Here is a 26,804-nt window from a genome sequence, read left to right on the forward strand (position 1 = left end):
TTGGAGCATCTGGTGGACCTGGACCTGGCGACCCTGCACCCGGCGGTCGACGACCCGGCGCTGAACTCGATGAACTTCCTCAACGAGGTGTCCCAGCACTGGCCCGACGCGGTGTCGCTGGCGGCCGGGCGGCCCTACGAGGAGTTCTTCGACGACGACGCGCCGGGGCGCTGGCTGGACCGGTTCCGCCGGCACCTCGCCGACGACCTCGGGCAGACGCCCGAGCAGGTCCGCCGCACCCTGTTCCAGTACGGCCGGACCAAGGGGATCATCCACCACCTGATCGCCCGCAACCTCGCCGTCGACGAGGACGTCCACGTCGACGACGAGGCGGTGGTGGTGACCGTCGGTTGCCAGGAGGCGATGCTGCTGGTGCTGCGGGCGTTGCGGGCCGGCCCGGCCGACGTGCTGCTCGCCGTCGCCCCGACGTACGTGGGGTTGACCGGGGCGGCCCGGCTGGTGGACCTGCCGGTGCGGCCGGTGGCCGGTGGCCCGGCCGGGGTGGACCTGGCCGACCTGCGGGCGCAGGCGCACCGGGCCCGGGACGAGGGGTTACGGCCCCGGGCCTGTTACGTGATGCCCGACTTCGCCAACCCCTCCGGCACCAGCATCGGCCTGGCCGACCGGCAACGGCTGCTCGACCTGGCCGCCGAGGAGGACCTGCTGCTCATCGAGGACAACCCGTACGGCCTGTTCCCGGCCGGGGACGTCGACCGGGTGCCGACGCTCAAGGCGTTGGACACCCGACGGCGGGTGGTCTATCTCGGCTCGTTCGCCAAGACGGTGCTGCCCGGGGCGCGGATCGGCTATGTGGTGGCCGACCAGCGGGTCGGCGGGGTCGACGGTGCGGTGGGGTTGTTCGCCGACCAGCTCGCCAAGATCAAGAGCATGGTCTCGGTGAACACGTCGCCGCTGGCCCAGGCCGTGATCGGCGGGGCGCTGCTGGAGCACGGCTGCTCGCTGGTCGCCGCGAACCGGCGGGAACGGGCGGCGTACACCCGCAACCGGGACCATCTCCTCGCCGGCCTGCGGCGGCGTTTCCCGGCCGGGTCGCCGGTGCGCTGGAACACCCCGGCCGGGGGGTTCTTCGTCGTGGTCACCGTCCCCTTCCCGGTGGACGACGCGCTGCTGCGCCGCTCCGCCGAGCGGTACGGGGTGCTCTGGACCCCGATGGCGCACTTCTACGACGACGGCCGCCCGGTCGAGGCGTTGCGGCTGTCGGTCAGCGCCGTCACCCCGGCGCAGATCGACCTCGGCCTGGACCGGCTGGCCGCGCTGATCACCGACGAGTTGACCCGTACCGCGGTCGCGGCCGGCTGACCGCCGCCTCCGCGGGCGGTGTCGACCCGTCGGCGGAGACCCCCACCCGGTGTCGCCGAACCGCCACCCCCCGTGCTGTGCGGCGGCCGGGGCGGTGGCCATAATGGACGCATGGTCGCTTGGGAGTACGCCCTGTTGGTCCGCCGCTACCAGGGACAGGGACGCCAGTTCCACGTCTCGTTCGTCTGGTACGGCCCGGACGGCTCACGCACCGACGTCACGGCGTACGGCGACACCGCGATCGCCCACCTCAACCGGGTCGGTCGGGAGGGCTGGGAGCTGGTCTCCGCCGCCGAGGACGTCAACAACATCCAGGGCAGCACCGAGGTGCACCGCTACCACCTCAAGCGTCCCCTCACCTGATCCCGGCTCCCGCCGGCTCCCCGTCGGTCGGGAGGTTCCGCCACCGGAACCTCCCGACCGGACGTGGGGCGGGCCGGTCAGCCCAGGTCGACGGTGGGGTAGAGGGGGAAACCGGCGAGCAGGTCGGTGGCCTGCTTGCCGACCGAGTCGGCGACCGCCGGGTCGAGCACGTACTTGGCCTTCGACGGGGTGCCGTCGGCGTTGGCACCCGGCGTGGTCTGGCTGAGCACGGTGTGGATCAGCTCGGCGGTGGCGTCCATCTCGGCGGTGCCGAGACCCCGGGTGGTCAGCGCCGGGGTGCCGATCCGGATGCCGGAGGTGTACCAGGCGCCGTTGCGGTCCTGCGGGACGGCGTTGCGGTTGGTGACGATGCCCGAGTCGAGCAGCGCCTGCTCGGCCTGCCGGCCGGTCAGGCCGTAGCCGGAGACGTCGAGCAGCACCAGGTGGTTGTCGGTGCCCCCGGTGACCAGGGTGGTGCCCCGGCGCAGCAACCCCTCGGCGAGGGCCTGCGCGTTGTCGACGATCCGCTGCGCGTAGTCGGCGAAGTCGGGTCGCCGCGCCTCGGCCAGCGCGACCGCCTTGGCCGCCATCACGTGCGGCAGCGGACCGCCGAGCACCATCGGGCAGCCCCGGTCGACCTGGTCTGCCAGCTCCGGGCCGCAGAGCACCATGCCGCCGCGCGGGCCGCGCAGCGACTTGTGGGTGGTGGTGGTGACGATGTGCGCGTGCGGCACCGGGTCGAAGTCGCCGGTGAAGACCTTCCCGGCGACCAGGCCGGCGAAGTGCGCCATGTCGACCATGAAGGTCGCGCCGACCGAGTCGGCGATCTCCCGCATGATCCGGAAGTTCACCTTCCGGGGGTACGCCGAGTAGCCGGCGACCAGGATCAGCGGCTTGAACTCCCGGGCGGCCTCGGCGACCCGGTCGTAGTCGATCAGACCGGTGGCCGGGTCGGTGCCGTAGCTGCGCTGGTCGAACATCTTGCCGGAGATGTTCGGCCGGAAACCGTGGGTGAGGTGGCCGCCGGCGTCCAGCGACATGCCCAGCATCCGCTGGTTACCCAGCTCGCGACGCAGCGCGAACCAGTCCGCCTCGGTCAGGTCGTTGACCTGGCGCACCTGGGCCTTCCGCAGCGCGGGGGACTCGACCCGATCGGCCAGGATCGCCCAGAAGGCGACCAGGTTCGCGTCGATGCCCGAGTGCGGCTGCACGTAGGCGTGGCTGGCCCCGAACAGTTCCTTGGCGTGCTCGGCGGCGAGCGCCTCGACCGTGTCGACGTTCTGGCAGCCGGCGTAGAAACGACGGCCGACGGTGCCCTCGGCGTACTTGTCGCTGAACCAGTTGCCCATGGTCAGCAGGGTCGCCGGGGAGGCGTAGTTCTCGCTGGCGATCAGCTTCAGCGACTCACGCTGGTCGGTCAGCTCCGCGCCGATGGCGTCGGCCACCCGGGGTTCGACCGCCCGGATCACCTCGAGTGCGCTGCGGAAGGCGGTGGACTCGGCGTTGGGCGACATGCGACCTCCAGGTGACGTGCGGAAGGCCCAGGCGCTCGGCGTGCGTCCTCATGACGGGGCCGCTTCCCGATGGTGCTCCATCCCCACGCGCCAGTCACGGCCCGCCGACGATCCTACCGGGTGGCCGGCGGGGGCGTCCGGAGCACCTCCGGCGGGCCGGGTCGGCCGGCCCGATCCGGGGCGATGCGGGCAGCGAAGAACAAGGTCGAGGCGGCGGCCCGCCTCACGCCGGACCGGATCGAGGCCGAGCAGCACCGTCGGACGGCCGACCCCGGCTCCGCCGACTGACGACGACGGTGCTCCCCGCGCGCACCGCGCCGGGTGACCTTCTGCGTACGATCGGCGGATGCTGGGGGAGGACACCGAGGGCAGTCTGGTCGCGATCAGCGACCTGCACGTCGGGTACAAGGAGAATCGTGCCCTGGTCGAGGCGCTACGGCCCGCCTCGCCACGGGACTGGCTGATCGTCGCCGGTGACGTGGCGGACACCGTCGCCGACATCGAGTGGGCGCTCGGCACGCTCGCCGGGCGCTTCGACACCGTCATCTGGGCGCCGGGCAACCACGAACTGTGGACCCCGCCGGCCGACCCGGTGACCCTGCGCGGGGTGGACCGCTACGAGCTGCTGGTGCGGCGGTGCCGGGACCTGGGCGTGGTCACCCCCGAGGACGACTACCGGGTGTGGCGGGGGTCGGGCGGCCCGGCGCTGGTGGCACCCCTGTTCCTGCTCTACGACTACAGCTGGCGACCGCCGGGCTTCGACACCCGGGAGGCGGCGCTGGCCGAGGCATACCGGACCGGGATCGTTTGCACCGACGAGTTCATGCTGCACCCCGACCCGTACCCGAGCCGGCAGGAGTGGTGTGCGGCCCGGCTGACGGAGACCGCCCGCCGCCTGGACGCCCGCGACCCGCAGCTGCCCACCGTGCTGGTCAACCACTGGCCGCTGGACCGCCACCCGACCGAGGTGCTGCGCTATCCGATCTTCGCGCAGTGGTGCGGGACGGAGGCGACCGCCGACTGGCACCGCCGGTTCGCCGCCACCACCGTGGTCTACGGGCACCTGCACATCCCCCGTACCACCTGGAAGGACGGGGTGCGGTTCGAGGAGGTCTCGGTGGGCTACCCCCGGGAGTGGCGTCAGCGCAGCGTGCCCCCCGGGCGGGTACGGCAGATCCTGCCCGCGCCCACCGGCGCGCCGGCGCCCCTCTGGTGAGCCACCGGCTCAGCCGGCGTGCAGGCGGGTGAGCAGCGCGTCGGTCACCGTGCCGAGGCGGCGGGCGGCGGCCGGGTCGAGCGTCGTGGCCGACAGCGGGACGGGTCTGCCCCGGTCGCTGGCGGTCAGGGCGTCCGCCGGTGGATCGTCGATCCATTCCACGACGGGACGGATCGACTTCTCGACCGGCCTGGCGACGACCGACGCCGCCCGGATCACCCCACGGACCACCGGCGGCATGGTGGACAGGTCGCCACTGCGGGTGAAGCCGGGGTGGTAGAGCACGTACCGCGCCCGGGAGCCGGACCGCTGCGCGAAGTCCACCCCGAGCAGGTCGTTCGCCCGGCCGGCCTGTAACTGTGCGTCGACCATGCCGTACTTCCGGGTGAGCTGGAGGTCGTCCCAGTGGATCGACCCCCTGGTGGTGCCGACGCCCGCCACGTTGACGATGACGGGCCGCTCGGCGGCGTCGAGCTGGTCGCGCAGACCGTGGCTGAGCAGGTAGCGGCTCAGGTAGTACAGCGCGAAGGTCTGCTCCAGGCCCTCGTCGGTGAGCACCCGTCGGGGCGACTGCCGGTTGGCGAACAGGGCCAGTGCGTCCACCCTCGGCCACCGACCCCTGATGGTGTCGATGACCCGGCGGGTCTGCGCCACCGAGCGCAGATCCGCCCGGAGGAAGTGCACCCGGCCGGAGAGCGCCCGCACGGCCCGCCCCTTCGCCGGGTTGCTGCCGATGGCGACGACCTCGTCGCCACGGCGGATCCGGGCTTCCAGCGTCGCCCGGCCCATGCCGTCGGTGCCGCCGCTGATGACGATGACCCGCATGCCACCCCTTTCCCGCCCGGTGGCCCCCGTTCGGCACCGGACGTCGACCGTGGACCACGACCGGCACAATCCTCGGCGGAGGCCGGCGACAGCGGAAGAAGGCAGTGTCATGTCCGTACCGAACACGGATGTTCGTTCCCTGGTGGCGGCGGTCCTGCCGACGCCCGTCCCGGCCGACGAGTACGACGGCTGTCCGGTCACCGGGCTGCTGCGGCTGCTCAGTGACAAGTGGTCGATGCTGGTGCTGGTCCTGTTGGGCCGTCAGCCGTACCGGTTCAACGAGCTGCACCGGGCCATCGGCGGGATCAGCCAACGCATGCTGACCCGCACCCTGCGCGGTCTGGAGGGGGCCGGCCTGGTCCTGCGCGAGGTCCATCCCACCGTCCCGCCCAGCGTTGAGTACCGGCTCACCCCGCTCGGGCTGAGCCTGCTCGGCCCGTTGTCCGGCCTCGCCGACTGGGCGGTCCGCCACGGGCCCGAGCTTGCCGCCGCCCGACACCCGGTCGCCGCCGCGACGTCGTCCGGGCCGCGCTGACCTGCCTCACGCGGGGCGCAACCGCAGCAATCCTCGCGCGCATCCGAGGGGCCCGACCGGACGGTCGGGCCCCTCGGACGCGGTGCGGGTCGAACGGGCGGGTCAGGCGGTGGTGGCGTGCCGGGCGCTCTTGATCGCCTTCGGGTCGCTGGGGGAGCGGGGGGCGTCCGGGCGCAGCGCGATCATCCGCTCACCGATCTCCTGGAGCGGGTTGCGGCCGAGCGCCTCCCGCACCTTCGGGAACCACTCCTGCTCCTCCTCCTCGATGTGGTGCTCGACGTTCTCGATCAGCACCGTGGTCTTGGCGACGAAGTGGTCGTCGGAGGCGTCCATCGCGGACAGTTCGGCGCAGAGCACGTCGGCGACGTGGTGCTCCTCGTACGACTCCAGGATGTCGTCCTCCAGGTCCGGCAGGAGCTTGCGGACCTCCGGGTACATCACCTCGTTCTCGAGGTAGGTGTGGGTGGTGAGGGCGGCCACGATCTCGTCGACCAGCGTGCGGCGGCGGCTGACCGGCCCCTCCTGCGCCTTCTCGAACTCGCGGAAGAGACGGCGCATCTCCTTGTGGTCCTCTTTGAGCAGGACGATGGCGTCGGTGGACACCGGCAGACCTCCTTGATCGGCTGACGACAATCCCGGTACCCCCGGACGAACTGCGCAAACGGATCGCGGCCGGCGAACGTCCGACACGCTCAGACGGTGGCGATGGTGTGCGGGATCTCGTCGAGCAGTTCCCGGGCCAGGAATCCGATCCGGCCGAACCGGGGCACCAGCCGCTGCCCGCTCACCGCGTGCACCCACGCCGCCCAGCAGGCCGCCTGGGCGGGTTCCGCGCCCCGGGAGAGCAGCCCGGCGAGCAGCCCCGCCCGCACGTCACCGCTGCCCGAGGTGCCCAGCCCGGCGTCGCCGCTCTCCTCCCGCCAGCACTGGCCGTCGGGGGTGGCGATGTGGCCGTACAGGGAGACCACCGCCTCGTACCGGCGGGCCAGTTCGCGGGACTCGGCGTCCAGGTCGTCGCCGGGGTCGCGGCCGAGCAGGTGCCGGGCCTCGGTGAGGTTCGGGGTCAGCACCACCTTCCGGTCCGCGCCGACCAGCAGGTCCGGTTCGTGGCTGAGCGCGCCCAGCGCGTACGCGTCGAAGACCAGTGCGGTGTGCGGCCCGGCCGCCGACAGCACCAGGTGCAGCAGCGCGCGGGTCTGGTCGATGTCGTTGAGGCCCGGCCCGACGGTGACCACGTCGGCCTGCTCGACCAGCTCTCCGAGCCGGTCGCCCGGGTCCCCGGCGACCGCGCCGTCGGCGGTCTCCGGCAGGCCGACCACCATCGCCTCGGGCACCTGGATGCTCAACGCGGCGGCGGTGGACTCGGCGGCGGCCAGTTGCAGCACCCCGGCCCCGGCGCGTAGCGCGGCCACCCCGGCCAGCAGCACCGCGCCCGGGGTGAACCGGGAACCGCCGACGACCAGGACGGTGCCCCGGTTATCCTTGCCGCCGGTCGGCACCGGCAGTGCCCAGTCGCGCAGCAGTCCCGGGGTGATGACCCGGGTGTCAGACCGGTTCGGCATGGATCTCGTCCTCCGTGGTGGGTGGTGCACCGTGTGCGTGCAGGTGGGTGACGTCGTTGAAGGTCTGCGGGACGAGCCGGCCGGTGGCGTCGGCCGACCAGCCGGTCACCGAGCAGTTGGCGATCACGTGCTCCCGGGTCAACCCCATCAGCTCCGCCTCGGAAAGCCCCTCCACCAGGTAGCGCAGCAGGAACACCAGGGCGTCGTGCCCGAACAGCAGCACCCGCCGCCCCTGGTGGTCGCGGCGCAGGTCACCGAGGAGGGTACGCAGCCGCAACGCCACGTCGGTCCAGGATTCGCCGCCCGGCGGCCGGTAGTAGAACTTGCCGAGCCGGTGCCGCCGGGCCGCCTCGTCGGGGAACCGGCGGGCCACCCCGTGCCCGGTCAACCCGTCGAGGATGCCCAGTTCCCGGTCGCGCAACCGCTCGTCGACGCTGGCCGGGATCCCGGTGCCGGCCAGCGCCAGTTCCGCCGTCCGCACCGCCCGCAGGTACGGCGAGACGACCGCCACGTCGGGACGCTGCCCCTCCGGCAGACCGGCCAGCCATCGGGCGGTCGCCCGCGCCTGCTCCTCACCGGTGTCCGACAGTGGCACGTCGGCGTCGCGGTGGGTCAGGTCGATCAGTTCGGCGCCGGCCGCCTCGGCCGTCGACGCGGCGACGTTCGCGGTGCTCTCCCCGTGTCGGACGATCCACAGCGCCCCCAGTTCCGCCATGTCCCCATGCCTACCCCCACCCCACCCCCGGTAACCCCGCCGCCGGCCCGGCCGCCCTCAGTCACCGCACCAGCGGTATCCACACCCCGGGATACCGCTGGTGCGGCGACATGGAGTCGATCATGCCGCCCCCGGCCCGGGCCCTCGCCGCCGTGGTCGGCCGGTCGGCCCGGGTGCGGGGCTGGTGGGTGGGGTGCTTCGCGATGTCGCCGACGTTGCGGTATCCGGGCGGGTGGATGCCGCTGTATCGACGACGTGGAGTCGATCATGTGGGGTGATCGTCGGTCCGGGGAGGGACCGTCGCCGGGGGATGGGTACCCTGCCCGCGTGGACGGTGGGGCGGACGGCGAACGGTTGGCGGCATCGCTCACCGCATGGCTGGACCGGCTCGAATTCGTCGACCTGGGCGCCGACGAGGTGACCGCACGGATCATCGACGCCGTGCTGGCCTGGGCCGCCGAGCAGGGCTGGCGGTCCTACCGTCGGGCGGCGAGCGTGCTCCCGCTGCCCCCGCCGATGACCGACCGCCACTCGGTGCTGGACGTCGCGTGTGCCCGTCGCGACGGGCCGCCCGTGGTGATCGAGGTCGACCACACCGACCGGCGGCGTACCTGGGAGAAGCTCGCGGCGGAGGCGGCCGCCGGCCGGGTCGCCCTCTGGGTGCGCTGGGGTCCGGGGCGGTTCGCCGTGCCACCGGCCCCGATCCACCTGGTCACCTGCGAGGTGTCCCGGCACGCAGGGCCGCCGGGTGCGGGTCGCCGGCACAGCCGGGCGACGGGCCCGGCCCGGCCGGCACCCGTCCACTCCGCCCGTGACGTCGACCCGGTCGTGGAGCCGCTGCCGCTTCCGCCGACGGGCCCCGGTACGCCCTGACCGGACGGGACTACTCGAAGCGGGCCGGGTCGCCCGCGCCGTAGCGGACGATCTCCGGCTCGTCGGTGGAGAAGTCGATCACGGTGGTGGGCAGGGTGCCGCACTCGCCGGAGTCGATCACCGCGTCGATCGCGTGGTCGAGCCGTTCCTTGATCTCCCAGCCCTGGGTCATCGGTTCGGTCTCCCCGGGCAGCAGCAGGGTGCTGGACACCAACGGCTCGCCCAGCGCCGCCAGCAGCGCCTGCGCGACCGGGTGGTCGGGGATGCGTACCCCGACGGTCTTCTTCCTGGGGTGCAGCAGCCGGCGCGGCACCTCCTTGGTGGCGGGCAGGATGAAGGTGTAGCTGCCCGGGGTGGCCGCCTTCAGCGACCGGAACACCGCGTTGTTGATGTGCACGAACTGGCCGAGCTGGGCGAAGTCCCGGCACACCAGGGTGAAGTGGTGCTTGCTGTCCAGGTGTCGGATCTCTCGGATCCGGTCGAGACCGTCCCGGTTGCCGAGTTGGCAGCCGAGCGCGAAGCACGAGTCGGTCGGGTAGGCGACCAGGCCGTCGCCGCGCAGCAGGTCGACCACCCGGCTGATCGTCCGGGGCTGCGGGTTCTCCGGGTGTACGTCGAGATAGATCGCCATGGCGGCGAGCCTAGTGGGGGAGCGGCGGCGGTCGCCGGTGAGCCCGGAGCACGTCGCGCGCCCAGGTCAACATGTGGCATCCGCCCTCGCTGCACTGGAAGCACCGGCGCGGGGGTGGTGGCCTGTCCGGCGTCTCGTGGTGCTGTGCCACCACCCGCTGCGCGGTCCAGATGACCAGGGCGGGCGTGACCGGTCCGTCGTCCATCGGCATGGGGGACCCCTCCCGGGTACGGGCAGATCCAGGCACCGATCCCCGATCAGGTACCCGGACCGCTACCGGCAGCCCAGATGACTGATCGTCACGAGCTGCCACTTACGGTAATGGTGTACAAGCATGAACGTCTAGGGACGTATCTAAAGAACCTGCCTCGTCTTGGCTCGATTAGTTTCTTGCCATGATCGATCCAGACGGCCCCGTGCCGGTCTACCGCCAGGTGGCGAACATCTTGGCTGGTCGGATCAGCAACGGTGACCTCGCGGCGCATCGGCCGATTCCGAGCGAAGCGGCGATCGTGCAGGAGTTCGGGGTGGCCCGGGGGACCGCCCGGCGTGCCGTCGCGGAGCTTCGCGAGCGTGGGCTGGTCTACACCGTGCCGCAGCGCGGCACCTACGTCGGGCAACCCGAGGCGTAGTCCTCCGCGAATCGCTCCGATCGGGTGAGCCGGCTCCGGGTGTCGGGGGTGGCCGTTACCGTGTGAGCGTGGCGACGGCGGCCGAGGAGATCCAGGTGGGGGAGCGGCTGGTCCGCGTCTCCAGCCCCGACAAGCCCTACTTTCCGGAGCGCGGGCTGACCAAGCGGGACGTGGTCGGCTACTTCCTCGCCGTCGGCGACGGCATCCTGCGCGCCCTGCGGGACCGCCCGACGATGCTGGAGCGCTGGCCGCGCGGCGTGTTCGAGGGGGCGAAGATCGGCACCCGGCAGGACAACCGGGGTGACGCCTTCTACCAGAAGCGGCTCCCGGCCGGCGCTCCCGACTGGGTGCGCACCGCACACCTCACGTTCCCCAGTGGCCGTACCGCCGACGAGGTCGCGCCGGGCGAGCTGGCGGTGGTGATCTGGGCGGCCAATCTCGGCACCCTGCGGTTCCATCCGTGGCCGGTGACGGCGGCCGACGTGGAGCGCCCCGACCAGCTCCGGATCGACCTGGACCCGATGCCGGGGGTCGGCTTCGAGCAGGTGGTGCCGGTGGCGCACGAGGTCCGGGCCTTCCTCGCCGAGCTGGGCATGGTCGGCTACCCCAAGACCACCGGCGGGCGTGGCCTGCACGTCTACCTGTCCATCGAGCCCCGGTGGAGCTTCGGGGAGTGCCGGCGCGCGGTGCTCGCCCTCGGTCACGAGTTGGGGCGTCGGCTGCCCGACCTGGTCACCACCACCTGGTGGCGGGAGCAGCGCGACCGGCCGGTCTTCATCGACTACAACCAGATGGCCCGCGACCACACGGTGACGTCGGCGTACTCGATCCGGCCCACCCCGGCGGCGCTGGTGTCGGCCCCGCTGGACTGGGCGGAGCTGGACGACGTCCGCCCGGAGGACTTCGACGTGCTGAGCATGCCGGCCCGGTTCGCCGAGCGTGGCGACCCGCACGCCGGCCTGGACGGCGACCGCTTCTCGCTGGAGCCGCTGCTGGCGCTGGCCGACCGCGCCGGCCTGGCCGCCCCACCGGAGCGCTGACCGACCACGCCGGGCCGTCACTCAGGCCCAGGGGCTGCCGGCCCCGTCGAACTCGTCGAAGACCAGCCAGGTGCGGGTGGACAGCACCCCGGCTATGCCCTGCACCCGGCTGAGCACCACGTCGCGCAGGGTGGCGTTGTCGGGTGCGCGGACCAACGCCAACACGTCGTGTTCCCCGCTGAGCAGCGCCACGTGCTCGATGTAGCGCACCCGGGCCAGCTCCGCCGACACCTCCCGCCAGGTGTTCTGCTGGATGGTCAACGAGATGTACGCCGAGGTGCCCAGCCCGGCGGGCTCCGGTGCCACCCGGGCCCGGAACCCGGTGATCACCCCGTCGCGCAGCAACCGCTCCACCCGGGCGTACGCGTTGGTGCGCGACACGTGCACCCGCTCGGCGAGGGTACGCATGGACAGCCGGCCGTCCCGGGTCAGCTCGTCGAGGACCCGTCGGTCCACCTCGTCCAGCGGCGTGACCGAACGTCCCGTTGCGCCCGGTGGGCCCGGTGGCGGGGTGGTCTGCTGGCTCATCAGATACTCCTCGGTAGGCCAATCGTCCCGCGTTCACCGGGAATGTTGAGTCAATCATCCAACGGCTGGAGCATAGGGCCACCACACGTCCAGGAGGTCCCCGCCGTGACGACCACACCCCAGGCGGTCCGCAGGGCATCCCCGCGTACCCGTCGACCGGCCACCCCGGTCGCCCCCGACCCCACCGCCGGCCTGCTCCCGCAGACCGAGCCGGTCCGGCTGCTCGCCCCCGACGGCACGCCGCTGCCACCCCGCGCCGACCTGCCCGAACCGCCGGTCGAGACGCTGCGCGAGATGTACCGGCGGATGGTCGTCGGCCGGCGCTTCGACGCGCAGTCCACCGCCCTGACCAAGCAGGGCCGGCTCGCCGTCTACCCGTCCTCGCGCGGCCAGGAGGCGTGCCAGGTCGGCGCGGTGCTCGCGCTGCGCGACGACGACTGGGTGTTCCCCACCTACCGGGAGTCGATGGCGCTGACCGCCCGGGGCATCGACCCGGTCGAGGTGCTCACCCTGCTGCGCGGCGACTGGCACTGCGGGTACGACCCGACGGTGGTCCGCACCGCGCCGCAGTGCACCCCGCTGGCGACCCAGTGCGTGCACGCCGCCGGCCTGGCCTACGGCGAGTCCTACCAGGGGCGGGACACCGTCGCGCTGGCCTTCATCGGCGACGGCGCGACCAGCGAGGGCGACTTCCACGAGGGGCTCAACTTCGCCGCCGTGTTCAAGGCCCCCGTCGTCTACTTCGTGCAGAACAACAAGTACGCGATCAGCGTCCCGCTGTCCCGGCAGACGGCCGCGCCGAGCCTGGCCTACAAGGGCGTCGGCTACGGGGTGCCCAGCGAGCAGGTCGACGGCAACGACCCGGTGGCCGTCCTGGCGGTGCTCACCCGGGCGGTGGCGCACGCCCGCGCCGGGCACGGGCCGTACCTGGTGGAGGCGCACACCTACCGGATGGAGGCGCACACCAACGCCGACGACGCCACCCGCTACCGGGACCCCGACGAGGTCGAGGCGTGGCGGGACCGCGACCCGGTGGCCCGGCTGGAGGCGTACCTGCGCAGCCGGGGCGAGCTGGACGACGCGGCGGTCACGCAGATCGCCGCCGAGGCCGAGGCGTACGCCGCCGACCTGCGGGAGCGGATGCACGCCCAGCCGACCGTCGACCCGCTGAGCCTGTTCGAGCACGTCTACGCCGAGCCGACCCCGCAACTGGTCGAGCAGCGGGAGATGGTCCGGGCCGAGCTGGCCGCCGACGCGGAGGGGGACGCCTGATGGCCACCATGACCATGGCGAAGGCGCTCAACGCGGCACTCGCCGACGCGATGCTCGACGACGAGCGGGTGCTCGTCTTCGGCGAGGACGTCGGGCAGCTCGGCGGGGTCTTCCGGATCACCGACGGGTTGCAGGCCCGGTTCGGTGACAAGCGCTGCTTCGACACCCCGCTCGCCGAGGCCGGCATCGTCGGCTTCGCCGTCGGCCTGGCCATGTCCGGGCTGCGGCCGGTGGTCGAGATGCAGTTCGACGCGTTCGCCTACCCGGCGTTCGAGCAGATCGCCTCGCACGTGGCGAAGCTGCGCAACCGCACCCGGGGCGCGCTGAGCGTGCCGATGGTCATCCGGGTGCCGTACGCGGGCGGCATCGGCGGGGTCGAGCACCACTGCGACTCGTCGGAGGCGTACTACGCGCACACCCCCGGGCTGAAGGTGGTCACCCCGGCGACGGTCGAGGACGCGTACTCGCTGCTGCGGGAGGCCATCGCCGACCCGGACCCGGTGGTGTTCCTGGAGCCGAAGAAGCTCTACTTCGCCAGCGGCGAGGCCGCGCTGCCGGCCCGGACCGCCCCGTTCGGCCGGGCCGTGGTGCGCCGGCCCGGCACCGACGCCACCCTGGTCGCGTACGGCCCGGCGGTGCCGGTGGCGCTGGAGGCCGCCGAGGCCGCCCGGGAGGACGGCTGGGACCTGGAGGTCGTCGACGTACGCACCATCGTGCCGTTCGACGACGCCACCGTCACCGCCTCGGTGCGCCGTACCGGCAGGTGCGTGGTGATCACCGAGGCGCAGGGCTTCGCCGGGGTCGGCGCGGAGATCGCCGCCCGGGTGCAGGAGCGCTGCTTCCACGCCCTGCACGCCCCGGTGCTGCGGGTCGCCGGGCTGGACATCCCCTACCCGGCGCCGATGCTGGAGCACACCCACCTGCCCGGGGTGGACCGGGTGCTCGACACCGTGGCCCGCCTGCAGTGGGACGACCGGCCCGATCCGCGCTGGCTGGTGCAGGGGAGCGCGGCGTGAGCGCCCGCACCGCCACCGGCACCCGGGTGTTCCTCCTGCCCGACCTCGGTGAGGGGCTGAGCGAGGCCGAGATCGTCGAGTGGAAGGTCGCCGTCGGTGACGTGGTCACCGTGGACCAGAGCGTGGTGGAGGTGGAGACCGCCAAGGCCGTGGTCGACGTGCCCTGCCCGTACGCCGGGCGGGTGGTCGCCCTGCACGGCGCGGCCGGTGAGACGCGCCCGGTCGGCCAGCCGCTGATCACCGTCGCGCCGGCCGACGGCGGCGACGAACCCGCCGGGCACGCCACCTACCGCGAGGAGGAGCGGGCCGGCTCCGGCAACGTCCTGATCGGGTACGGCACCGGCCACGGCGGCACCCGGCGGCGGCGACGCCCCCGGCTGACCGTGGCCCCCGAGCCGGCCGCCGCGCCCGTCGCGGAGCCGGCCGTCGGGTCCGTCCCCGTTGGCACCGTCGGCCCGTCGTCCGCGCCGAGGGTCCCGGCCGGCGCGGGGACGGACGCCCCGGCCACCGGGGTGTCCACCGACGGCGTCGTCCCGCCGGCCGGCGGCGGCACCGTGCCGGCCGGCGGGACGGCCCCCCTGGTCATCTCGCCGATCGTGCGCCGGCTCGCCCGCGAGCACGGGGTCGACCTGGCCGGGCTGCGGGGCACCGGCCCCGGCGGCGTGATCCGCCGCAGCGACGTGGAGGCCGCCCTGACCACCGCGCCGCGGCGGCACACCGACGAACCGGGCCGGCCCGTCGCGGACCCGGCCCCGGCGGCGCACGGCGGGCCGGTCCCCGCCGACGCGTCCGACGTGGTCATCCCGCTGACCGGCATCCGCCGGGTGATCGCCGACAAGCTCTCCCGCAGCCGTCGGGAGATCCCCGAGGTCACCATCTGGGTGGACGCGGACGCCACCGCGTTGCTGGCCACCCGGGCGGCGATCAACGCGGCCACCCCGGACGCCCCGGTCAGCGTGCTGGCCCTGCTGGCCCGGATCTGCCTCAGCGGCCTGCGCCGGTTCCCGCAGCTCAACGCGCACGTCGACACCGAGGGGCAGCGCATCGTCCAGTCGGCCGGGGTGCACCTGGGCATCGCCGCGCAGACCGACCGGGGCCTGCTCGTGCCGGTGCTGCGCGACGCCCAGCGGCTGACCACCCGGGAGTTGGCCGCCGCCCTGGCGCAGACCACCGCCGAGGCCCGTGCCGGCACCCTGCCGCCGGCCCGGCTCACCGGCGGCACCTTCACCCTCAACAACTACGGCGTGTTCGGGGTGGACGGTTCCACCCCGATCATCAACCACCCGGAGGCGGCGCTGCTCGGGGTGGGGCGGATCGTGGACAAGCCGTGGGTGGTCGACGGGCAGTTGGCGGTCCGCAAGGTGACCCAGCTCAGCCTCACCTTCGACCATCGGGTCTGCGACGGCGGGGTGGCCGGCGGGTTCCTGCGGCACGTCGCCGACTGCGTCGAACAGCCGGCGCTGCTGGTGGCGAACGTCTGAGCGGTACGCCCGGAGCCGGTCACCCTGGGCGGGGTGGCCGGCTCCGTCGCGCTGGCGGGTGTTCGTCCGGTTCGGGTGGGACGACCGGTCGGCGGGTGTTTTCCGGTCGGCGGGCCGGGAATCCGGCGCGGGTCACGGACGCGCCGTACCTCCGGTGGGCGCGCACCGCACTGCGTACGCCCGGTCGCGGCCCTGCCGTGTCGGTCGTGGACGCACCGCCGAGAGGAGCCACCCGTGCCGTACCAGGGTCTGCCCGTCGCCGTGCGGGACCGCCGTCCCCCCGTCGCCGGGGCGCCGCTGTGGTGCAACGCCCACGACTACGGGTTGACCGGCGACGGGGTGACCAACGACCAACCCGCGCTGGCGGCCCTGGTGGACCGGCTCGGTGACGGCTACGCGGCCGACGGCCGGGCCCGGGTGATCTGGTGCCCGCCGGGCATCTACTCCATCCGCGACGCCGGCACGGTGTGGCGCAGCGGGGTGTCGCTGATCGGCGCCGGCCCGGCCGCCACCCGGTTCCTGCTCAGCAACGAGGGCAACCGCAGCGACCCGACGCCGTTGGCGTTCTGGACGGTGCTGCAGCACGGCGCGGACCGGGACCGGCACATCGCCGACTGCACCTTCGCCGACTTCGAGATCGACGGCTCCGGGGTGGCCATGGCCGAGTACAACTACCTGGCCAAGGGCCTCGGGTTGCAGTACGTCGTGCGCGGGGTGTTCCGCAACCTCTACATCCACCACACGGCGGCCAGCGGCCTGGGCTGCGACTTCCTCCAGGACACCCTGGTCGACGGGGTGGTGGTGGTCGGCTGCGGCCGGCTGGACAACGGCGAGCAGATGGGCGGCGCGGGCATCGGCATCGGCATCGGCGGCTGGGGCGACATGGAACGGCTCACCATCGCCAACTGCACCGCCCTGGCCAACGGCACCAACGGCATCTTCCTGGAACTCCAGAAGGACTACTGGACGCCGCCGCGCGGCTACCGGATCGTCGGCTGCCACAGTCAGGGCAACCGGTTCGGCATCTCGGACTGGGGCGCCGACGGGCTGATCGTCACCGGCTGCACGATGACCGGCAACCTGGAGGCCGGCTACGACGTGTCGGGCAACGGCACCTCGGGCGTCGCCGGCCGGGGTGGGCTGCTCACCGACTGCGTCATCGACGGCAACGTGGGCGACGGGATCAGCATGGGTAACACCCCGGGCCCGTACACGGTGCGGGGCAACCGGATCAGCGGCAACGGCGGTTACGGCTACCACCAGCACGACCTGGGTCGCGGCTACCCGCATCCGGCGCAGGACGTGGTGGTGGAGAGCAACGAGTTCTGGGGCAACGGCCTGGACGCGATCCGGGTGGACCGCCCGATGACCGACGCGATGCTGCTCGACAACCGCATCCGCAACAACGGCCGGCGGTGCGCCGAGGCGTCCCACGGCGGCGGCGAGTCGGTCCGGTACACCGAGCGGTCCCTGGTCGACCGCTCGGCGACCTGGGCGCAGGACAGCCACCGGGGCAAGGTGCTGCGGGTCGGCCGGCGGGTCGCCGTGGTCGCCACCAACACCGCCACCGAACTGCACCTCGCCCCGGTACGTCCCGACGCCTACAGCGGGTGGAGCGGGGACACCCCGCTGCCGGGCACCGCGTACGAGTTGCCGGCCGCGCCGTCGACCCGGGCCGGCATCGCGATCAACGCGGCGTTCGACTCGGCGACGGTGCGCGGCAACCGGATCTGGGACAACCACGACGAGCGCACCCAGACCCACGGCATGTGGATCACGGCCCGGGGCAGTTGCGTCGGCTGCCGGGTCGAGGACAACGACCTGGCCGGCAACGCGGTGGCGGCCCTGCGGCTGGACACCCCGCCGGTCGGTGGGCGGTGGCACCGTAACCACGGTGACCAGGACTGGGACTGACCGCCCGGGGCGTCCCGGCACGGCCGATCCCGGACATCGGCGGCACCGTGGCCGCCTGCCGCCCGCCGGGGTCGATAAGCCCGGCCCCGCCCGCCCGGTTCCCCGGAAAGCCCGACCCGCCCCGAGAAACGCTGTACAGAATGTGGCCAAGGGGACTGGAAACGGGGGATGGAATATGGACGTGAGGCGGCGATTGACGCTAATGGCGGTGACCATCGCAGCCACACCGTTGGTCCTCGGCGGGTGCACCGCCGAGCGGAAGCCGGCGGCCGGGGCGGCCCCCGGTGCGGCGGCGGCCCCCACGGTGACGGTGACCCCCGCTGACCGGGCGAAGGACGTCCCGGTCAGCGCGGAGGTCGGCGCCACCGTGAGCAACGGCCGGGTGACCAGCGTCAAGCTCACCGACGACAAGGGCGGGGCCGTCGCCGGGGAGCCGCGGGAGGACGGGTCGAGCTGGGTGCCGGCGGCCCCGCTGGGCAGCGGCCGGACCTACACCGCCGAGGTCACCGCGACCGGCGACGCGGGCCGGACCACCGTCGGGCGCACCACGTTCACCACGGCCCCGACGAATACGAACCGGCAGGCGCTGACCAGCGTGCTCTATTTCGCCGGAAACCAGACGTACGGCACCGCGATGCCGGTGACGGTCGCGTTCGAACCGGCCATTCCGAAAGAGGCCAGGGCGGTCGTGCAGCGACGATTGTTCGTGAAGACCGATCCGCCCCAGCCGGGCACCTGGTCGTGGCTGGAGGACGGCAGTCAGGTCTACTACCGGGCCCCCGACTTCTGGCGTCCCGGGACGACGATCAGCGTCCGCTCCGCACTGGAGGGGCTGCCCATCGGCAAGGAGTACGTCGGTGACGCCGACCGGCGGTCCACCTCGAGGATCGGCCGGCAGGTCGCGCTGGACATCGACAATGCCACCAAGCAGATGTCGGTCTTCCAGGACGGCAGGCTGGTCCGCCGGATCCCGGTCAGCCTCGGCAAGCCGAGCACCCCGAGTTCCAGCGGCAAGATGGTGATCATGGAGAAGCACCAGCAGACCCGCTTCGACACCCGGGGCGAGCCCGACGGCGGCTACGTGGTCGACGTCGAGGACGCCCAGCGCCTCACCTGGGGTGGCGAGTTCATCCACGCCGCCCCCTGGTCGGAGGGGGACCAGGGCTACACCAACGTCTCGCACGGCTGCGCCAACGTCTCCTCGGCCGCCGCCGACTGGCTGATGGGCATCACCCAGGTCGGTGACCTGGTGACCGTGAAGGGCACCGAGGTGCCGCTGCGGCCGGGTAACGGCTGGACCGCCTGGAACACGAGCTGGGCCGAGTTCGCCCGGGGCAGCGCGCTGCCCGTACCGCCGGGGTTGAAGCCGGCGCCCGCCACGAGCGCGCCGCACCCGGGGGCGGTCGCCGGTGGCTCGTCGCCGGCCCCCGGGCCGTCGGCCAGCGGCGGCTGACCCACGACGACCCGCCGGGAACCACCCGGGCCCGCTCGGCCACCACGCGGCCGGTCGGGCCCGGCCGGCTCCACCCTGAGAAGGACTCGGGGTCGGCTCCGGGGCGACCCTGGGACTACCCCGAAACCCGCCCTGGGCAGGGCGGAAACGTCAGAGGTGGGGGCTAGATTCGGGGCATGACGCAGGCAGAGGAGCGGTTCCACGTGCGGCTGCGGGTGGCCGACGACGTGGTCGAGGTGCGCGCGGCCGGTGAGATCGACATCGCCACCGTGGGCGCGTTCCGGGCCGCCCTCTGGGCCGCACCGGCCCGCCCGCTGCTCCGGCTCGACCTGTCCGGGGTCCAGGTGCTCTCCGCCGCCGGGGTGCGGGCGCTGGTCGCCGCCCACCTCAGGGTCCGGGCCCGGGGCGGCGAGCTGGTGGTGGTCGACCCCGATCCGGTGGTCGCCCGGGTGCTGCGGGTCGGCGGCCTGCACCGCGTCATCGCCGTCCGGCACGGCGACGCCCCGGTCGGGGCCCTGCCCCGCCCGCTGGCCGCCTGCGCCTGACCACATATGCCCCGGCGACCGCCGGGGCGGCACCGCAGAGCCCGGCGCCGGGGCAGCACCGGAGTCGGGCGACCAGGGCGGCACCGGGGTCCGGCGGCCGGGCCGTGCGCCGTGGGGCCCGGAGACCGGGCCGCGCCACGGAGTCCGGCGGGTGGGGCCGCCGGGCGGTGCCGGCGACCCCGACCGGCGTCAGCGCACGCCGAGCAGGTCGACGACGAAGACCAGGGTCTCGTTCGGCTTGATCACGCCGCCCGCGCCCCGGCTGCCGTAGCCCAGGTGCGGCGGGATGGTGAGCCGACGGCGACCGCCGACCTTCATCCCCACCACGCCCTGGTCCCAGCCGGCGATGACCTGACCGCCGCCGAGCGGGAACTCGAACGCCTCGCCCCGGTTCCAGGACGCGTCGAACTCGCGGCCGGTGGAGTGGGACACCCCCACGTAGTGCACGTTGGCGAGCTGGCCGGGACGCGCCTCCGGGCCCTCCCCGACGGTGATGTCCTCGATCACCAGGTCGGCCGGGGCCGCACCCTCGATCGGGCCGATCTCCGGCTTGCCTGCCTGGGGCGTGTTCATCTGCTGTTCTCCTCTGTCGTCACCCGATCGTCCGGACGGTGTCGATCCTGCCCGATCGCGAGCGCGTCGGCTGCCGCGGGCCCCACCGACCGGGCCCCGCGCGTCGCGGGACCCGGCCCGGCCGTAGCCGCCGTACACGTATCCCGCCCACGGGGCCGGACGCGGACGCGGCAGGGGCGCCACCGTGGCGGTGGCGCCCCTGCCGGTCGGTCGACCACCCGGGCGGGTGGGACCTGTCACCTGAGCCAGCCGAACCGGCGGACCAGCGGGAGGGTGGCCCAGACCCGACCGAGGCCGAGGGTGTTCCCCGCGCCGACCAGGGCGAGGCCGGCGAGCACTGCGGCGTAGATCAGGTGGTCGTCCATGAAGGGGTTGTTCTCGGGAGGCAGGACGGCGGTCCACATCAGCACCATGAGCAGGCCACCGGCGACGGCGGCGATCCGCATCCCGATGCCGAGCAGCAGGGCCACCCCGATCCCGGCCAGGCCGATCATGAACAGCCAGTCGGCCCAGGCCGCTCCGGCGATGTCCTGGTAGATCCCCTGGAACGGACCCTTCGCGCCGAAGGCGAGGAAACCCTTGGTCGGGCTGCCGCCGTTGATCCAGGCGTTCTTCGCCGGGGTCTCGTGGCCGAGGCCGAACAGCTTGTCCAGGAAGGCCCAGAGGAAGATCCAGCCGAGGGCCAGCCGGGTTCCGGCCCAGACGTACCGGGCGGCCCGCTGGCGGGTGGTCTCGGTTCCGGCCACCGGTGCGATGTTCCTGGCGGTGGTGTTCCGCTCGATCGTCGCGGTCATGGTCTCCACGTCCCTTCTCTGCCTGGCACCGCACTTCCCGGTGGCAGTTACATTCCACGCCGGTCGGCGCGGTCCCGGCAGGGCCGACCGGTCCGTGCCGGGACGGGACCTAAGTCCCCTGGTACGGGCGTCCGGACGGGACCTTCGGCCTCGGGTCTACCGGTCCACCCGCCCCTGTCCCGGCCGGTCGGCGCGGTCCTAGCGTCGGACGGGAGAACCGGGCGAGGAGGTCGTGATGAGGACGTGGCAGGTGGACGACGTGATGACCCGGGAGGTCGCCACGGTGGGGGAGGAGACCCCGTACCGGGTGATCGTCGACATGCTGATCCGTCGGGGCATCAGCGCGGTGCCGGTGGTGGACGACTTCCGTCGGGTGCTGGGGGTGGTGTCCGAGGCGGACCTGCTGCACAAGGTGGAGCACTCCGGGGCGCAGGAGGAACGTCGGGTCTTCACCGGGCGGCGGCGTCGGGTGTCCCGGGAGAAGGCCGGGGCGCTGCTGGCGAAGGAGCTGATGACAGCCCCGGCCGTCACCACCTTCCCGGGTGCGTCGCTGCCGGCGGCGGCCCGGCTGATGGACCGGGAGGAGGTCAAGCGGCTGCCCGTCCTGGACGACCTGGGCCGGCTGGTCGGCATCGTCACCCGCAGCGACCTGCTGCGGGTGCACCTGCGCACCGACGCCGAGATCCGTGAGGACGTGGTGCAGGAGGTGCTGCGCCGGGTGCTCGCCGTGCGGGACGGGCTGGTCACCGTGCAGGTCCGCGACGGCGCGGTGCGGTTGGACGGCCGGCTGGACCGGCGGACCGCCGCCGAGCTGGCGGAGAAACTCGCCGGCCAGGTCAGCGGCGTGGTCCAGGTCACCAGCACCATCGGGTACGACGTGGACGACGCCGGTCTGACCGAGCGGGGGATCACCCCGGTGGCCTGACCGTCGACGCCGGGGCCCGCCCGGGGACGGTCAGACCGGGGTGGCCAGTTGGGCGGCGAGCAGGGCCGGCGCCTCGGCCAGCGACGGGCCGTACCAGGTGAGGTGGCGGCCGGAGACCAGCGCACAGGGGACGCCGGGGAAGGCGTCCGGCCCGTCGTCGGCGGTGAACGCGTACGGCTCGTCGGGGAGGACCACCAGATCGGGGCGGCGGGCCCGCAGCGCGTCGAGGTCGGGACGCGGATAACGGTCCGGGTCGTCGTCGTACACGTTGACCACGCCGAGCCGGCACAGCACGTCCCCGGCGAAGGTGTCCCCGCCGAGCACCACCCACGGCCGCCGCCACACCGGCACCACCGCCCGCCGCACGGGGCCCGTGCCGGTGGGGGCGGCCCAGGCCCGGCGGGCGTCGCGCAGCCAGCCCGGCTCCCCGGTCACCCCCAGCGCGGCAAGCACCCCGGCCAGCTCGTCGAGGGCCTGCGGCACGGTCCGGGGGTAGGTGACCAGCACCGGAACCCCGGCCGCGGTGAGCGCGTCCGCGTCGGCGCGGCGGTTCTCCTCCACGTTGAGCAGCACCAGGTCCGGCCGCAGCGCCCGGACCCGGTCCAGGTCGGGGTACTTGCTGCCGCCGACCCGGGCCACGTCCAACCCCGCCGGGTGCACGCACCAGTCGGTCGCGCCGACCAGCAGCTCCGGCACGGTCACCGCCACCGCCTCGGTCAGCGACGGCACCAACGAGACCACCCGCACGTCGTCGTCCTCCCGTCCTCAGTGGGCGGCGCTGGCGACGGTCTCCCGGGCCACCGTCGCCACCGGGACACCCTCCCGGGCCGCCCACCCGACGGCGTGCCGCACCTCGGCCACCGGCAACGGCCGCCGGTCGGTCACGGTGACCGCCGTGTGCACCGCGAAGGACACGAACGGGTACGACCGGGCCAGCCCGGCCACGCAGTCGTGCACCTGACCGGCCACCGCCAACGCCTCGTCGCGGGTCAACGCCGGCAGTACCAGCAGGTACTCGTCGGCGGTGAGGCGCACGGCCCGGTCGACCGGGCGCAGCGGGGCGGTCAGCGCGGCGATCACGGCCTGCGCCTCGCGGGCGGCGCTGCGTCGCCCGAACCGTTCCGGGGCGCCGGCCGGCTCACCGACGCGCACCCCGATCAGGGCCACCGGCAGGGTGCCGGCGGCGGTCACCCCGTCCATCCCGGTCCAGTGGCGCAGTGCCGGCTCGTCCACCAGCCCCGGCGGGCCGTCCACCGGCTCGGCGTGCCGGCCCGGCCCGCCACGGTGGGCGCGCTCGGCCCGGTCGGCCATCAGCCGCAACGCCGCCTCGGCCCGGCTCTCCCCGGGGGTCGCCGGTAGGTCCCGGACCCGGTGCAGCACCTGGTCGATCGCGGTCAGCGCGACCGGGGGGAGCCGGTCGCCGAGCTGGGTGCGCAGCCGGATCACCTCGTGCAACGCCTCGTCGCGGCGGAAGCCCCAGCGGCCGGCGAAGAGCCGCCCCTGTTCCAGGGTGTCGGCCGGCACCGCCTCCCGGCGGTCCCGGGCCACCAGGCTCGCCCCGAACCGGGGGGTCAGCGCCACCACGCTCCACTCGCGGGCCAGTTCCTCGGTGTCGTCGAGCGTCACCGGGTACACCCCGGCGGGCAGCTCCGGCGGTGTCTGCCCGACCGACCCGACCACGGTGACCGTCGCGCCGGCCGCGATCCGGGCATAGCGTTCCCGCTCCCGCAGGAAGTACGGCATCCGCTGGAACAGGGCGATCACCACCAGCGGGCCGTCCTCGGCGGTGGCCAGCGCCGACCGCTCGATGGCGTGGGAGACCGTGACGAGACTCCGCTTGGTCAACAGTTCCGGGGCCGGTCCGTCGTGCAGCACCCCGTGAGCGTAGAGATCGCGCCCGGGGCGCACCAACCGCCTGGTGCCGCGTCCGTCGCCCGAACCGGCGGGGCGGAGATCGCCCTCGACGTCCTAGACTCGGCCGGTCACTTTCGCCTGCCACGGACGGACCGACCCGACGATGACGCGTACCGCCACCGACGACGACGCCCGGCTGCGGCCGGTCCCGTCCGGTGCCGCGCCGCTGTTCGTCCGGGCCGGCCAGGCCGTGTACGCCGCCCGTCGGCTCGGTGACCTGGTGACACGGCGGCCGGCCGGGGTCACCGGGCACCAGTGGAGTTCCGCCCTGCGCGAGGAGTTCGACCACGTCGTCTGCGCGGCCGACACCGGTGTGCCGCTGTTCGCCCTGACCGTCGGCCCGACCGCGCCCCCGGGTTCGGCCGGGCAGCGGGCCGGGCGGATGGCCGCCGCGGTGTGCGCCGCCGTGGGCCTGCCGGTGCTGCGGATCGGCTCGCCGACGCTGCGGGCCGCCGGGCACGGCCGGCGCATCGTCACGTACGTCATCGACGCACGCGCCTATGCCGCCGGGGCCGCCCCGGACGGGTCGGACGACGCCCCGGTGGGTTTCCGGGACATCGTCGGCCGGCTACCGGACGGGCGAACCGGGCCGGTCAACGACCTCGGCGCGTTGTCCCGGGCGGCGGCCGTCGAGGCGTACGTGTCGCGGCGGCTCAGCGATCCGATCGTGCGGGGCTTGCACGTGTTGTGGCGCGACGGGACGGCCGAGGGGTGGAGCTGGGTCGAGGTGCGTCCCGGCCGGTGCCTGGTGGAGCGGGTCACGGTGCACGAGGCGCGGCTGCGCTGCGGGGTGGACCCGGGCCGGCTGGCCGAGGATCTCGCGGCGGTGGCGGTGGGCGAACGGCTCGCCGGGGCGGACAACGCGGAACCGGTCCTGCTCGACCGGGACGAGCTGCGCCGGCAGATCCGCGCCCTGCGGGACCGGCGCGACGAGTTGGGCGCCCCGTTCGCGTTCGAGCACCTCTGCGTGGACTGACCGCCACCGAAACGACCCGCCGCCGAACGACCCGCCGTCATTTTCCGGCGACGGTTGGTGACATTGCGGCCCGCCCGGAAATCGGTCCGGGATTCCTCGATCCGCGTTGAACCTTCGCCGATGCGGGCCCGTACCTAAGCGGGAATGGACAGGATCTTCCCAGCCGCGCCACCCGACGCGGCGGACGGTGCGGAAAGGCATCGTCGGCCATCGACGTGCGACCGGAACGTCGCAGCGTCTCCGGCGGGGGTGACCGACCCGGAAAGGGTCTCCTCGTCGGGGGCGCGAGTCAGGTACCGGATCGAGAAGGAGAGCAATTCGATGCGCAGGTCCACAGGGGCACGCCGGTCTTCCGGTAACGCGCGGAGCAAGCGGCTGCTGGCGGCGGTCGGTGCGCTCGTCGTCTTCGGCGGTATCGCCGCCGTCACCCAGATCTCCTCGGCCGGGGACAAGCCGAGGCAGCAGACCCGCAACGTCTCGTCGGCCTGCGTCGCACCGAGCCCCGGTGCCACCTCGCCGAGCGGGCGCGGCAGCACCACCCAGACGTGGCAGAACGGCAGATGGGTCCGCAACCACTGGGGTGACGGGCAGATGTCCGTCGCCGAGTGCCAGGCCGTCAAGGCCGGCAACGCGCCGGTCACCACGCTGGCCTCGACGGTGGCCTGCCCGGAGGTCACCCCCCGGCTGCCGCAGATCCCGGCCCAGGCCAAGGCCGAGGTGGACAAGGAACTCGCCCTGCTCAAGACCCAGATCGACGACGCCAACAAGCGGTTGGCGGCCGAGGGGCGCAACGGCAAGGCGTTCATCGACAACGCCATCCTCGGCCCGCTGGCCGACAAGCGCCGGTCGGCGCTGAACCGGATCGCCACCGCGATCGGCCGCTTCGCCCAGCGCCCGCAGGGCCTGGAGCAGCTCGCCGGCTGCCAGGTGGCGGCCAACAACGGCGGCAACAACGGCGGCCAGAACGGCAACAACGGGAACAACGGCGGCCAGAACGGCAACAACGGCAACAACGGCGGCCAGAACAACAACGGCGGTAACAACGGCAACAACGGCAACGCGCTGGGCGTGCTGGCCAAGGACTGCGCCAACAGCCGGTTGCAGGCGCACGACGGCTTCCAGAACGGCAACCGGTGCGTCAGCACCGCGTTCGGCGAGGTGGGCGCGGCGGCCAACAACCCGTCGCTGCTGATCACCCAGTTCCCCAACCAGGTGCAGCGCAACCAGGCGTTCACCCTGAAGGTCTCCACCCGCAACCTGGTCCGTGACCGGTTCCTGGCGGCCGGCCAGGGCGGCTACTACCTGGAGAGTTCGGTGCTCAACGGTCAGGGCCTGACCCGCGGTCACTTCCACACCGCCTGCCGGATGCTCCAGAACACCAACCAGGCGCCCTCGAACCCGCAGGACGTGCCGGCGTTCTTCGTCGCCACCGAGGACGGCAAGGGCGGCAACCAGGCCGACGACGTGACCATCCAGATCCCGGGCCTGCCGCAGTCGGGTACGGCGCAGTGCGCGGTCTGGGCCGGCGACGGCTCGCACCGGGTGCCGATGATGGAGCGGGCCAACCAGACCCCCGCCTTCGACGTGGTGCGCATCCGGGTCAACTGACCCGACCGGCAACGACTGCGGGCCACCCCGGGAATTCCCGGGGTGGCCCGCAGTCGTTGCGTGCCCGCCCCGGGTGCGTGCGGCGGGCGGACAGCGTACCGGCGGATGTTTTCGGTGCGGGGTCGTCGGATGGAAATTGTGGACACGGCAAAAACGCCGGGGTCACGCTGATATCCCAGCGTGACCCCGGCGTGCCCGTTCGTGAACCGGCCCGCTGTCAGCGGTTCTTCCACGCCTCCACGACCGAGACCGGGATGCGCCCGCGCTCGGAGATTTCGTGTCCGTTCTTGGTCGCCCATTCCCGGATGGCGCGGTTCTGCTCGCGATCCATTCCCGAGACGCCGGGCCGGGCGGGGCGCCGGGCGGGGCGACCGGCCTCGACGGCGCCTCGGCCCATTCGACGGCCAGCGGTGATGTAGGCGTCGAGCGCCTTGCGCAGCACCCCCGCGTTCTCGTCGGAGAGGTCGATGGTGTACGCCGCCCCATCCAGGCTGAACTCGACGGTCCGATCGGCCTTTCCGCCGTCGAGGTCGTCGGTCAGAACGGTGATTACTTTCCTTGCCATCGCCATTACTCCCT

28 protein-coding genes and 1 riboswitch are annotated in these 26,804 nt (G+C 73.5%); of the genes, 16 read left to right on the forward strand and 12 right to left on the reverse strand.

Going from position 1 to position 26,804, the window contains the following annotated elements; all coding sequences use genetic code 11:
• Complete coding sequence (locus ACN265_RS12680) at positions 1 to 1,320, forward strand: PLP-dependent aminotransferase family protein (RefSeq protein ID WP_421407621.1); 1,320 nt, start codon at positions 1 to 3, stop codon at positions 1,318 to 1,320.
• Between the two features lie 111 nt (positions 1,321 to 1,431).
• On the forward strand, positions 1,432 to 1,683 hold the full coding sequence (locus tag ACN265_RS12685) for a hypothetical protein (protein ID WP_088646644.1): 252 nt from the start codon (positions 1,432 to 1,434) through the stop codon (positions 1,681 to 1,683).
• A 77-nt stretch (positions 1,684 to 1,760) separates the two neighbouring features.
• Here the strand turns inward: ACN265_RS12685 and ACN265_RS12690 are convergent, their stop codons facing one another.
• The gene (locus tag ACN265_RS12690; RefSeq protein WP_420116653.1) at positions 1,761 to 3,197 is read right to left on the reverse strand and encodes a glycine hydroxymethyltransferase; all 1,437 of its coding nucleotides are present in this window, start codon (positions 3,195 to 3,197) and stop codon (positions 1,761 to 1,763) included.
• 18 nt (positions 3,198 to 3,215) lie between these two features.
• A riboswitch (ZMP/ZTP riboswitch) is annotated at positions 3,216 to 3,305 on the reverse strand.
• Between the two features lie 238 nt (positions 3,306 to 3,543).
• Here ACN265_RS12690 and ACN265_RS12695 point away from each other — a divergent pair.
• The gene (locus ACN265_RS12695; protein ID WP_421407622.1) at positions 3,544 to 4,413 is read left to right on the forward strand and encodes a metallophosphoesterase family protein; all 870 of its coding nucleotides are present in this window, start codon (positions 3,544 to 3,546) and stop codon (positions 4,411 to 4,413) included.
• A gap of 9 nt (positions 4,414 to 4,422) precedes the next feature.
• On the opposite strand, the gene ACN265_RS12700 is transcribed toward ACN265_RS12695, so the two are convergent.
• Entirely contained in the window at positions 4,423 to 5,238 is an 816-nt protein-coding gene (locus tag ACN265_RS12700; RefSeq protein ID WP_421407623.1) for an SDR family NAD(P)-dependent oxidoreductase, read from the reverse strand.
• A 109-nt stretch (positions 5,239 to 5,347) separates the two neighbouring features.
• On the opposite strand from ACN265_RS12700, the gene ACN265_RS12705 reads away from it, so the two are divergent.
• The gene (locus tag ACN265_RS12705; RefSeq protein WP_421407626.1) at positions 5,348 to 5,773 is read left to right on the forward strand and encodes a winged helix-turn-helix transcriptional regulator; all 426 of its coding nucleotides are present in this window, start codon (positions 5,348 to 5,350) and stop codon (positions 5,771 to 5,773) included.
• Positions 5,774 to 5,875: 102 nt separating this feature from the next.
• On the opposite strand, the gene ACN265_RS12710 is transcribed toward ACN265_RS12705, so the two are convergent.
• From ACN265_RS12710 to ACN265_RS12720, 3 genes are all read right to left on the reverse strand, one after another.
• Positions 5,876 to 6,376, reverse strand: coding sequence for a hemerythrin domain-containing protein (locus tag ACN265_RS12710; protein WP_204922903.1), 501 nt, complete (start codon positions 6,374 to 6,376; stop codon positions 5,876 to 5,878).
• Between the two features lie 89 nt (positions 6,377 to 6,465).
• Positions 6,466 to 7,335, reverse strand: coding sequence for an NAD(P)H-hydrate dehydratase (locus tag ACN265_RS12715; protein ID WP_421407629.1), 870 nt, complete (start codon positions 7,333 to 7,335; stop codon positions 6,466 to 6,468).
• On the reverse strand, positions 7,319 to 8,050 hold the full coding sequence (locus tag ACN265_RS12720) for a histidine phosphatase family protein (protein ID WP_421407631.1): 732 nt from the start codon (positions 8,048 to 8,050) through the stop codon (positions 7,319 to 7,321). Before ACN265_RS12720 ends, ACN265_RS12715 begins: the two co-directional genes overlap by 17 nt.
• Positions 8,051 to 8,377: 327 nt before the next feature.
• Between ACN265_RS12720 and ACN265_RS12725 the strand changes: the two genes are divergently transcribed.
• Positions 8,378 to 8,923, forward strand: a complete 546-nt coding sequence (locus tag ACN265_RS12725; protein ID WP_377685970.1) for a hypothetical protein — start codon at positions 8,378 to 8,380, stop codon at positions 8,921 to 8,923.
• Positions 8,924 to 8,933: 10 nt separating this feature from the next.
• Here ACN265_RS12725 and ACN265_RS12730 read toward each other — a convergent pair whose 3' ends face one another.
• Entirely contained in the window at positions 8,934 to 9,554 is a 621-nt protein-coding gene (locus tag ACN265_RS12730; protein WP_204922899.1) for an L-threonylcarbamoyladenylate synthase, read from the reverse strand.
• Positions 9,555 to 9,949: 395 nt separating this feature from the next.
• On the opposite strand from ACN265_RS12730, the gene ACN265_RS12735 reads away from it, so the two are divergent.
• Together ACN265_RS12735 and ACN265_RS12740 are read left to right on the forward strand one after the other, a co-directional pair.
• Positions 9,950 to 10,186, forward strand: a complete 237-nt coding sequence (locus ACN265_RS12735; RefSeq protein WP_204922898.1) for a winged helix-turn-helix domain-containing protein — start codon at positions 9,950 to 9,952, stop codon at positions 10,184 to 10,186.
• Between the two features lie 68 nt (positions 10,187 to 10,254).
• Positions 10,255 to 11,226 carry a DNA polymerase domain-containing protein gene (locus tag ACN265_RS12740; protein ID WP_421407635.1) on the forward strand — a complete coding sequence of 324 codons (972 nt, stop codon included), beginning with the start codon at positions 10,255 to 10,257 and terminating at the stop codon, positions 11,224 to 11,226.
• A gap of 21 nt (positions 11,227 to 11,247) precedes the next feature.
• Here the strand turns inward: ACN265_RS12740 and ACN265_RS12745 are convergent, their stop codons facing one another.
• Positions 11,248 to 11,754, reverse strand: a complete 507-nt coding sequence (locus tag ACN265_RS12745; protein WP_219462394.1) for an Lrp/AsnC family transcriptional regulator — start codon at positions 11,752 to 11,754, stop codon at positions 11,248 to 11,250.
• A gap of 72 nt (positions 11,755 to 11,826) precedes the next feature.
• On the opposite strand from ACN265_RS12745, the gene pdhA reads away from it, so the two are divergent.
• The 6 genes from pdhA to ACN265_RS12775 all read left to right on the forward strand — a co-directional run bounded on the left by pdhA (position 11,827) and on the right by ACN265_RS12775 (position 19,435).
• A complete protein-coding gene (pdhA, locus tag ACN265_RS12750) occupies positions 11,827 to 13,026 on the forward strand; it encodes a pyruvate dehydrogenase (acetyl-transferring) E1 component subunit alpha (protein ID WP_421411474.1) in 1,200 nt (399 codons plus the stop codon).
• On the forward strand, positions 13,026 to 14,042 hold the full coding sequence (locus ACN265_RS12755; protein ID WP_088647627.1) for an alpha-ketoacid dehydrogenase subunit beta: 1,017 nt from the start codon (positions 13,026 to 13,028) through the stop codon (positions 14,040 to 14,042). Before pdhA ends, ACN265_RS12755 begins: the two co-directional genes overlap by 1 nt.
• Positions 14,039 to 15,523, forward strand: a complete 1,485-nt coding sequence (locus ACN265_RS12760) for a dihydrolipoamide acetyltransferase family protein (RefSeq protein WP_421407637.1) — start codon at positions 14,039 to 14,041, stop codon at positions 15,521 to 15,523. Before ACN265_RS12755 ends, ACN265_RS12760 begins: the two co-directional genes overlap by 4 nt.
• A gap of 234 nt (positions 15,524 to 15,757) precedes the next feature.
• On the forward strand, positions 15,758 to 17,437 hold the full coding sequence (locus ACN265_RS12765) for a right-handed parallel beta-helix repeat-containing protein (RefSeq protein WP_421407640.1): 1,680 nt from the start codon (positions 15,758 to 15,760) through the stop codon (positions 17,435 to 17,437).
• A gap of 175 nt (positions 17,438 to 17,612) precedes the next feature.
• The gene (locus ACN265_RS12770; RefSeq protein ID WP_421407642.1) at positions 17,613 to 18,890 is read left to right on the forward strand and encodes an Ig-like domain-containing protein; all 1,278 of its coding nucleotides are present in this window, start codon (positions 17,613 to 17,615) and stop codon (positions 18,888 to 18,890) included.
• A 176-nt stretch (positions 18,891 to 19,066) separates the two neighbouring features.
• Positions 19,067 to 19,435, forward strand: coding sequence for an STAS domain-containing protein (locus ACN265_RS12775; protein WP_421407644.1), 369 nt, complete (start codon positions 19,067 to 19,069; stop codon positions 19,433 to 19,435).
• Between the two features lie 189 nt (positions 19,436 to 19,624).
• On the opposite strand, the gene ACN265_RS12780 is transcribed toward ACN265_RS12775, so the two are convergent.
• Entirely contained in the window at positions 19,625 to 20,008 is a 384-nt protein-coding gene (locus ACN265_RS12780; RefSeq protein WP_088646491.1) for an FKBP-type peptidyl-prolyl cis-trans isomerase, read from the reverse strand.
• Between the two features lie 236 nt (positions 20,009 to 20,244).
• Entirely contained in the window at positions 20,245 to 20,811 is a 567-nt protein-coding gene (locus ACN265_RS12785; RefSeq protein WP_204922889.1) for a DoxX family membrane protein, read from the reverse strand.
• Positions 20,812 to 21,037: 226 nt separating this feature from the next.
• Between ACN265_RS12785 and ACN265_RS12790 the strand changes: the two genes are divergently transcribed.
• Positions 21,038 to 21,727, forward strand: a complete 690-nt coding sequence (locus ACN265_RS12790; RefSeq protein WP_377686637.1) for a CBS domain-containing protein — start codon at positions 21,038 to 21,040, stop codon at positions 21,725 to 21,727.
• Positions 21,728 to 21,757: 30 nt separating this feature from the next.
• Here the strand turns inward: ACN265_RS12790 and ACN265_RS12795 are convergent, their stop codons facing one another.
• Entirely contained in the window at positions 21,758 to 22,474 is a 717-nt protein-coding gene (locus ACN265_RS12795) for a helical backbone metal receptor (protein ID WP_421407648.1), read from the reverse strand.
• Between the two features lie 18 nt (positions 22,475 to 22,492).
• On the reverse strand, positions 22,493 to 23,602 hold the full coding sequence (locus tag ACN265_RS12800; protein WP_357930246.1) for a DICT sensory domain-containing protein: 1,110 nt from the start codon (positions 23,600 to 23,602) through the stop codon (positions 22,493 to 22,495).
• Between the two features lie 142 nt (positions 23,603 to 23,744).
• On the opposite strand from ACN265_RS12800, the gene ACN265_RS12805 reads away from it, so the two are divergent.
• Together ACN265_RS12805 and ACN265_RS12810 are read left to right on the forward strand one after the other, a co-directional pair.
• Positions 23,745 to 24,617, forward strand: coding sequence for a hypothetical protein (locus tag ACN265_RS12805; RefSeq protein ID WP_421407650.1), 873 nt, complete (start codon positions 23,745 to 23,747; stop codon positions 24,615 to 24,617).
• Positions 24,618 to 24,938: 321 nt separating this feature from the next.
• Positions 24,939 to 26,225, forward strand: coding sequence for a hypothetical protein (locus ACN265_RS12810; protein WP_421407651.1), 1,287 nt, complete (start codon positions 24,939 to 24,941; stop codon positions 26,223 to 26,225).
• Positions 26,226 to 26,442: 217 nt separating this feature from the next.
• Here the strand turns inward: ACN265_RS12810 and ACN265_RS12815 are convergent, their stop codons facing one another.
• Positions 26,443 to 26,790 carry a histone-like nucleoid-structuring protein Lsr2 gene (locus tag ACN265_RS12815; RefSeq protein ID WP_145922814.1) on the reverse strand — a complete coding sequence of 116 codons (348 nt, stop codon included), beginning with the start codon at positions 26,788 to 26,790 and terminating at the stop codon, positions 26,443 to 26,445.
• Positions 26,791 to 26,804: the final 14 nt, after the last annotated feature.

This window comes from Micromonospora sp. WMMD730 (genome assembly GCF_049178955.1).
GTDB lineage: Bacteria > Actinomycetota > Actinomycetes > Mycobacteriales > Micromonosporaceae > Micromonospora > Micromonospora wenchangensis.

Excerpts from the sequence above, each read along its gene's own strand:
- ACN265_RS12685 (WP_088646644.1), top strand. The coding sequence starts at position 1,432 with ATGGTCGCTTGGGAGTACGCCCTGTTGGTCCGCCGCTACCAGGGACAG.
- ACN265_RS12690 (WP_420116653.1), bottom strand. The coding sequence starts at position 3,197 with ATGTCGCCCAACGCCGAGTCCACCGCCTTCCGCAGCGCACTCGAGGTG.
- ACN265_RS12695 (WP_421407622.1), top strand. The coding sequence starts at position 3,544 with ATGCTGGGGGAGGACACCGAGGGCAGTCTGGTCGCGATCAGCGACCTG.
- ACN265_RS12700 (WP_421407623.1), bottom strand. The coding sequence starts at position 5,238 with ATGCGGGTCATCGTCATCAGCGGCGGCACCGACGGCATGGGCCGGGCG.
- ACN265_RS12705 (WP_421407626.1), top strand. The coding sequence starts at position 5,348 with ATGTCCGTACCGAACACGGATGTTCGTTCCCTGGTGGCGGCGGTCCTG.
- ACN265_RS12715 (WP_421407629.1), bottom strand. The coding sequence starts at position 7,335 with ATGCCGAACCGGTCTGACACCCGGGTCATCACCCCGGGACTGCTGCGC.
- ACN265_RS12720 (WP_421407631.1), bottom strand. The coding sequence starts at position 8,050 with ATGGCGGAACTGGGGGCGCTGTGGATCGTCCGACACGGGGAGAGCACC.
- ACN265_RS12730 (WP_204922899.1), bottom strand. The coding sequence starts at position 9,554 with ATGGCGATCTATCTCGACGTACACCCGGAGAACCCGCAGCCCCGGACG.
- ACN265_RS12735 (WP_204922898.1), top strand. The coding sequence starts at position 9,950 with ATGATCGATCCAGACGGCCCCGTGCCGGTCTACCGCCAGGTGGCGAAC.
- ACN265_RS12745 (WP_219462394.1), bottom strand. The coding sequence starts at position 11,754 with ATGAGCCAGCAGACCACCCCGCCACCGGGCCCACCGGGCGCAACGGGA.
- ACN265_RS12755 (WP_088647627.1), top strand. The coding sequence starts at position 13,026 with ATGGCCACCATGACCATGGCGAAGGCGCTCAACGCGGCACTCGCCGAC.
- ACN265_RS12770 (WP_421407642.1), top strand. The coding sequence starts at position 17,613 with ATGGACGTGAGGCGGCGATTGACGCTAATGGCGGTGACCATCGCAGCC.
- ACN265_RS12775 (WP_421407644.1), top strand. The coding sequence starts at position 19,067 with ATGACGCAGGCAGAGGAGCGGTTCCACGTGCGGCTGCGGGTGGCCGAC.
- ACN265_RS12780 (WP_088646491.1), bottom strand. The coding sequence starts at position 20,008 with ATGAACACGCCCCAGGCAGGCAAGCCGGAGATCGGCCCGATCGAGGGT.
- ACN265_RS12790 (WP_377686637.1), top strand. The coding sequence starts at position 21,038 with ATGAGGACGTGGCAGGTGGACGACGTGATGACCCGGGAGGTCGCCACG.
- ACN265_RS12805 (WP_421407650.1), top strand. The coding sequence starts at position 23,745 with ATGACGCGTACCGCCACCGACGACGACGCCCGGCTGCGGCCGGTCCCG.
- ACN265_RS12810 (WP_421407651.1), top strand. The coding sequence starts at position 24,939 with ATGCGCAGGTCCACAGGGGCACGCCGGTCTTCCGGTAACGCGCGGAGC.
- ACN265_RS12815 (WP_145922814.1), bottom strand. The coding sequence starts at position 26,790 with ATGGCAAGGAAAGTAATCACCGTTCTGACCGACGACCTCGACGGCGGA.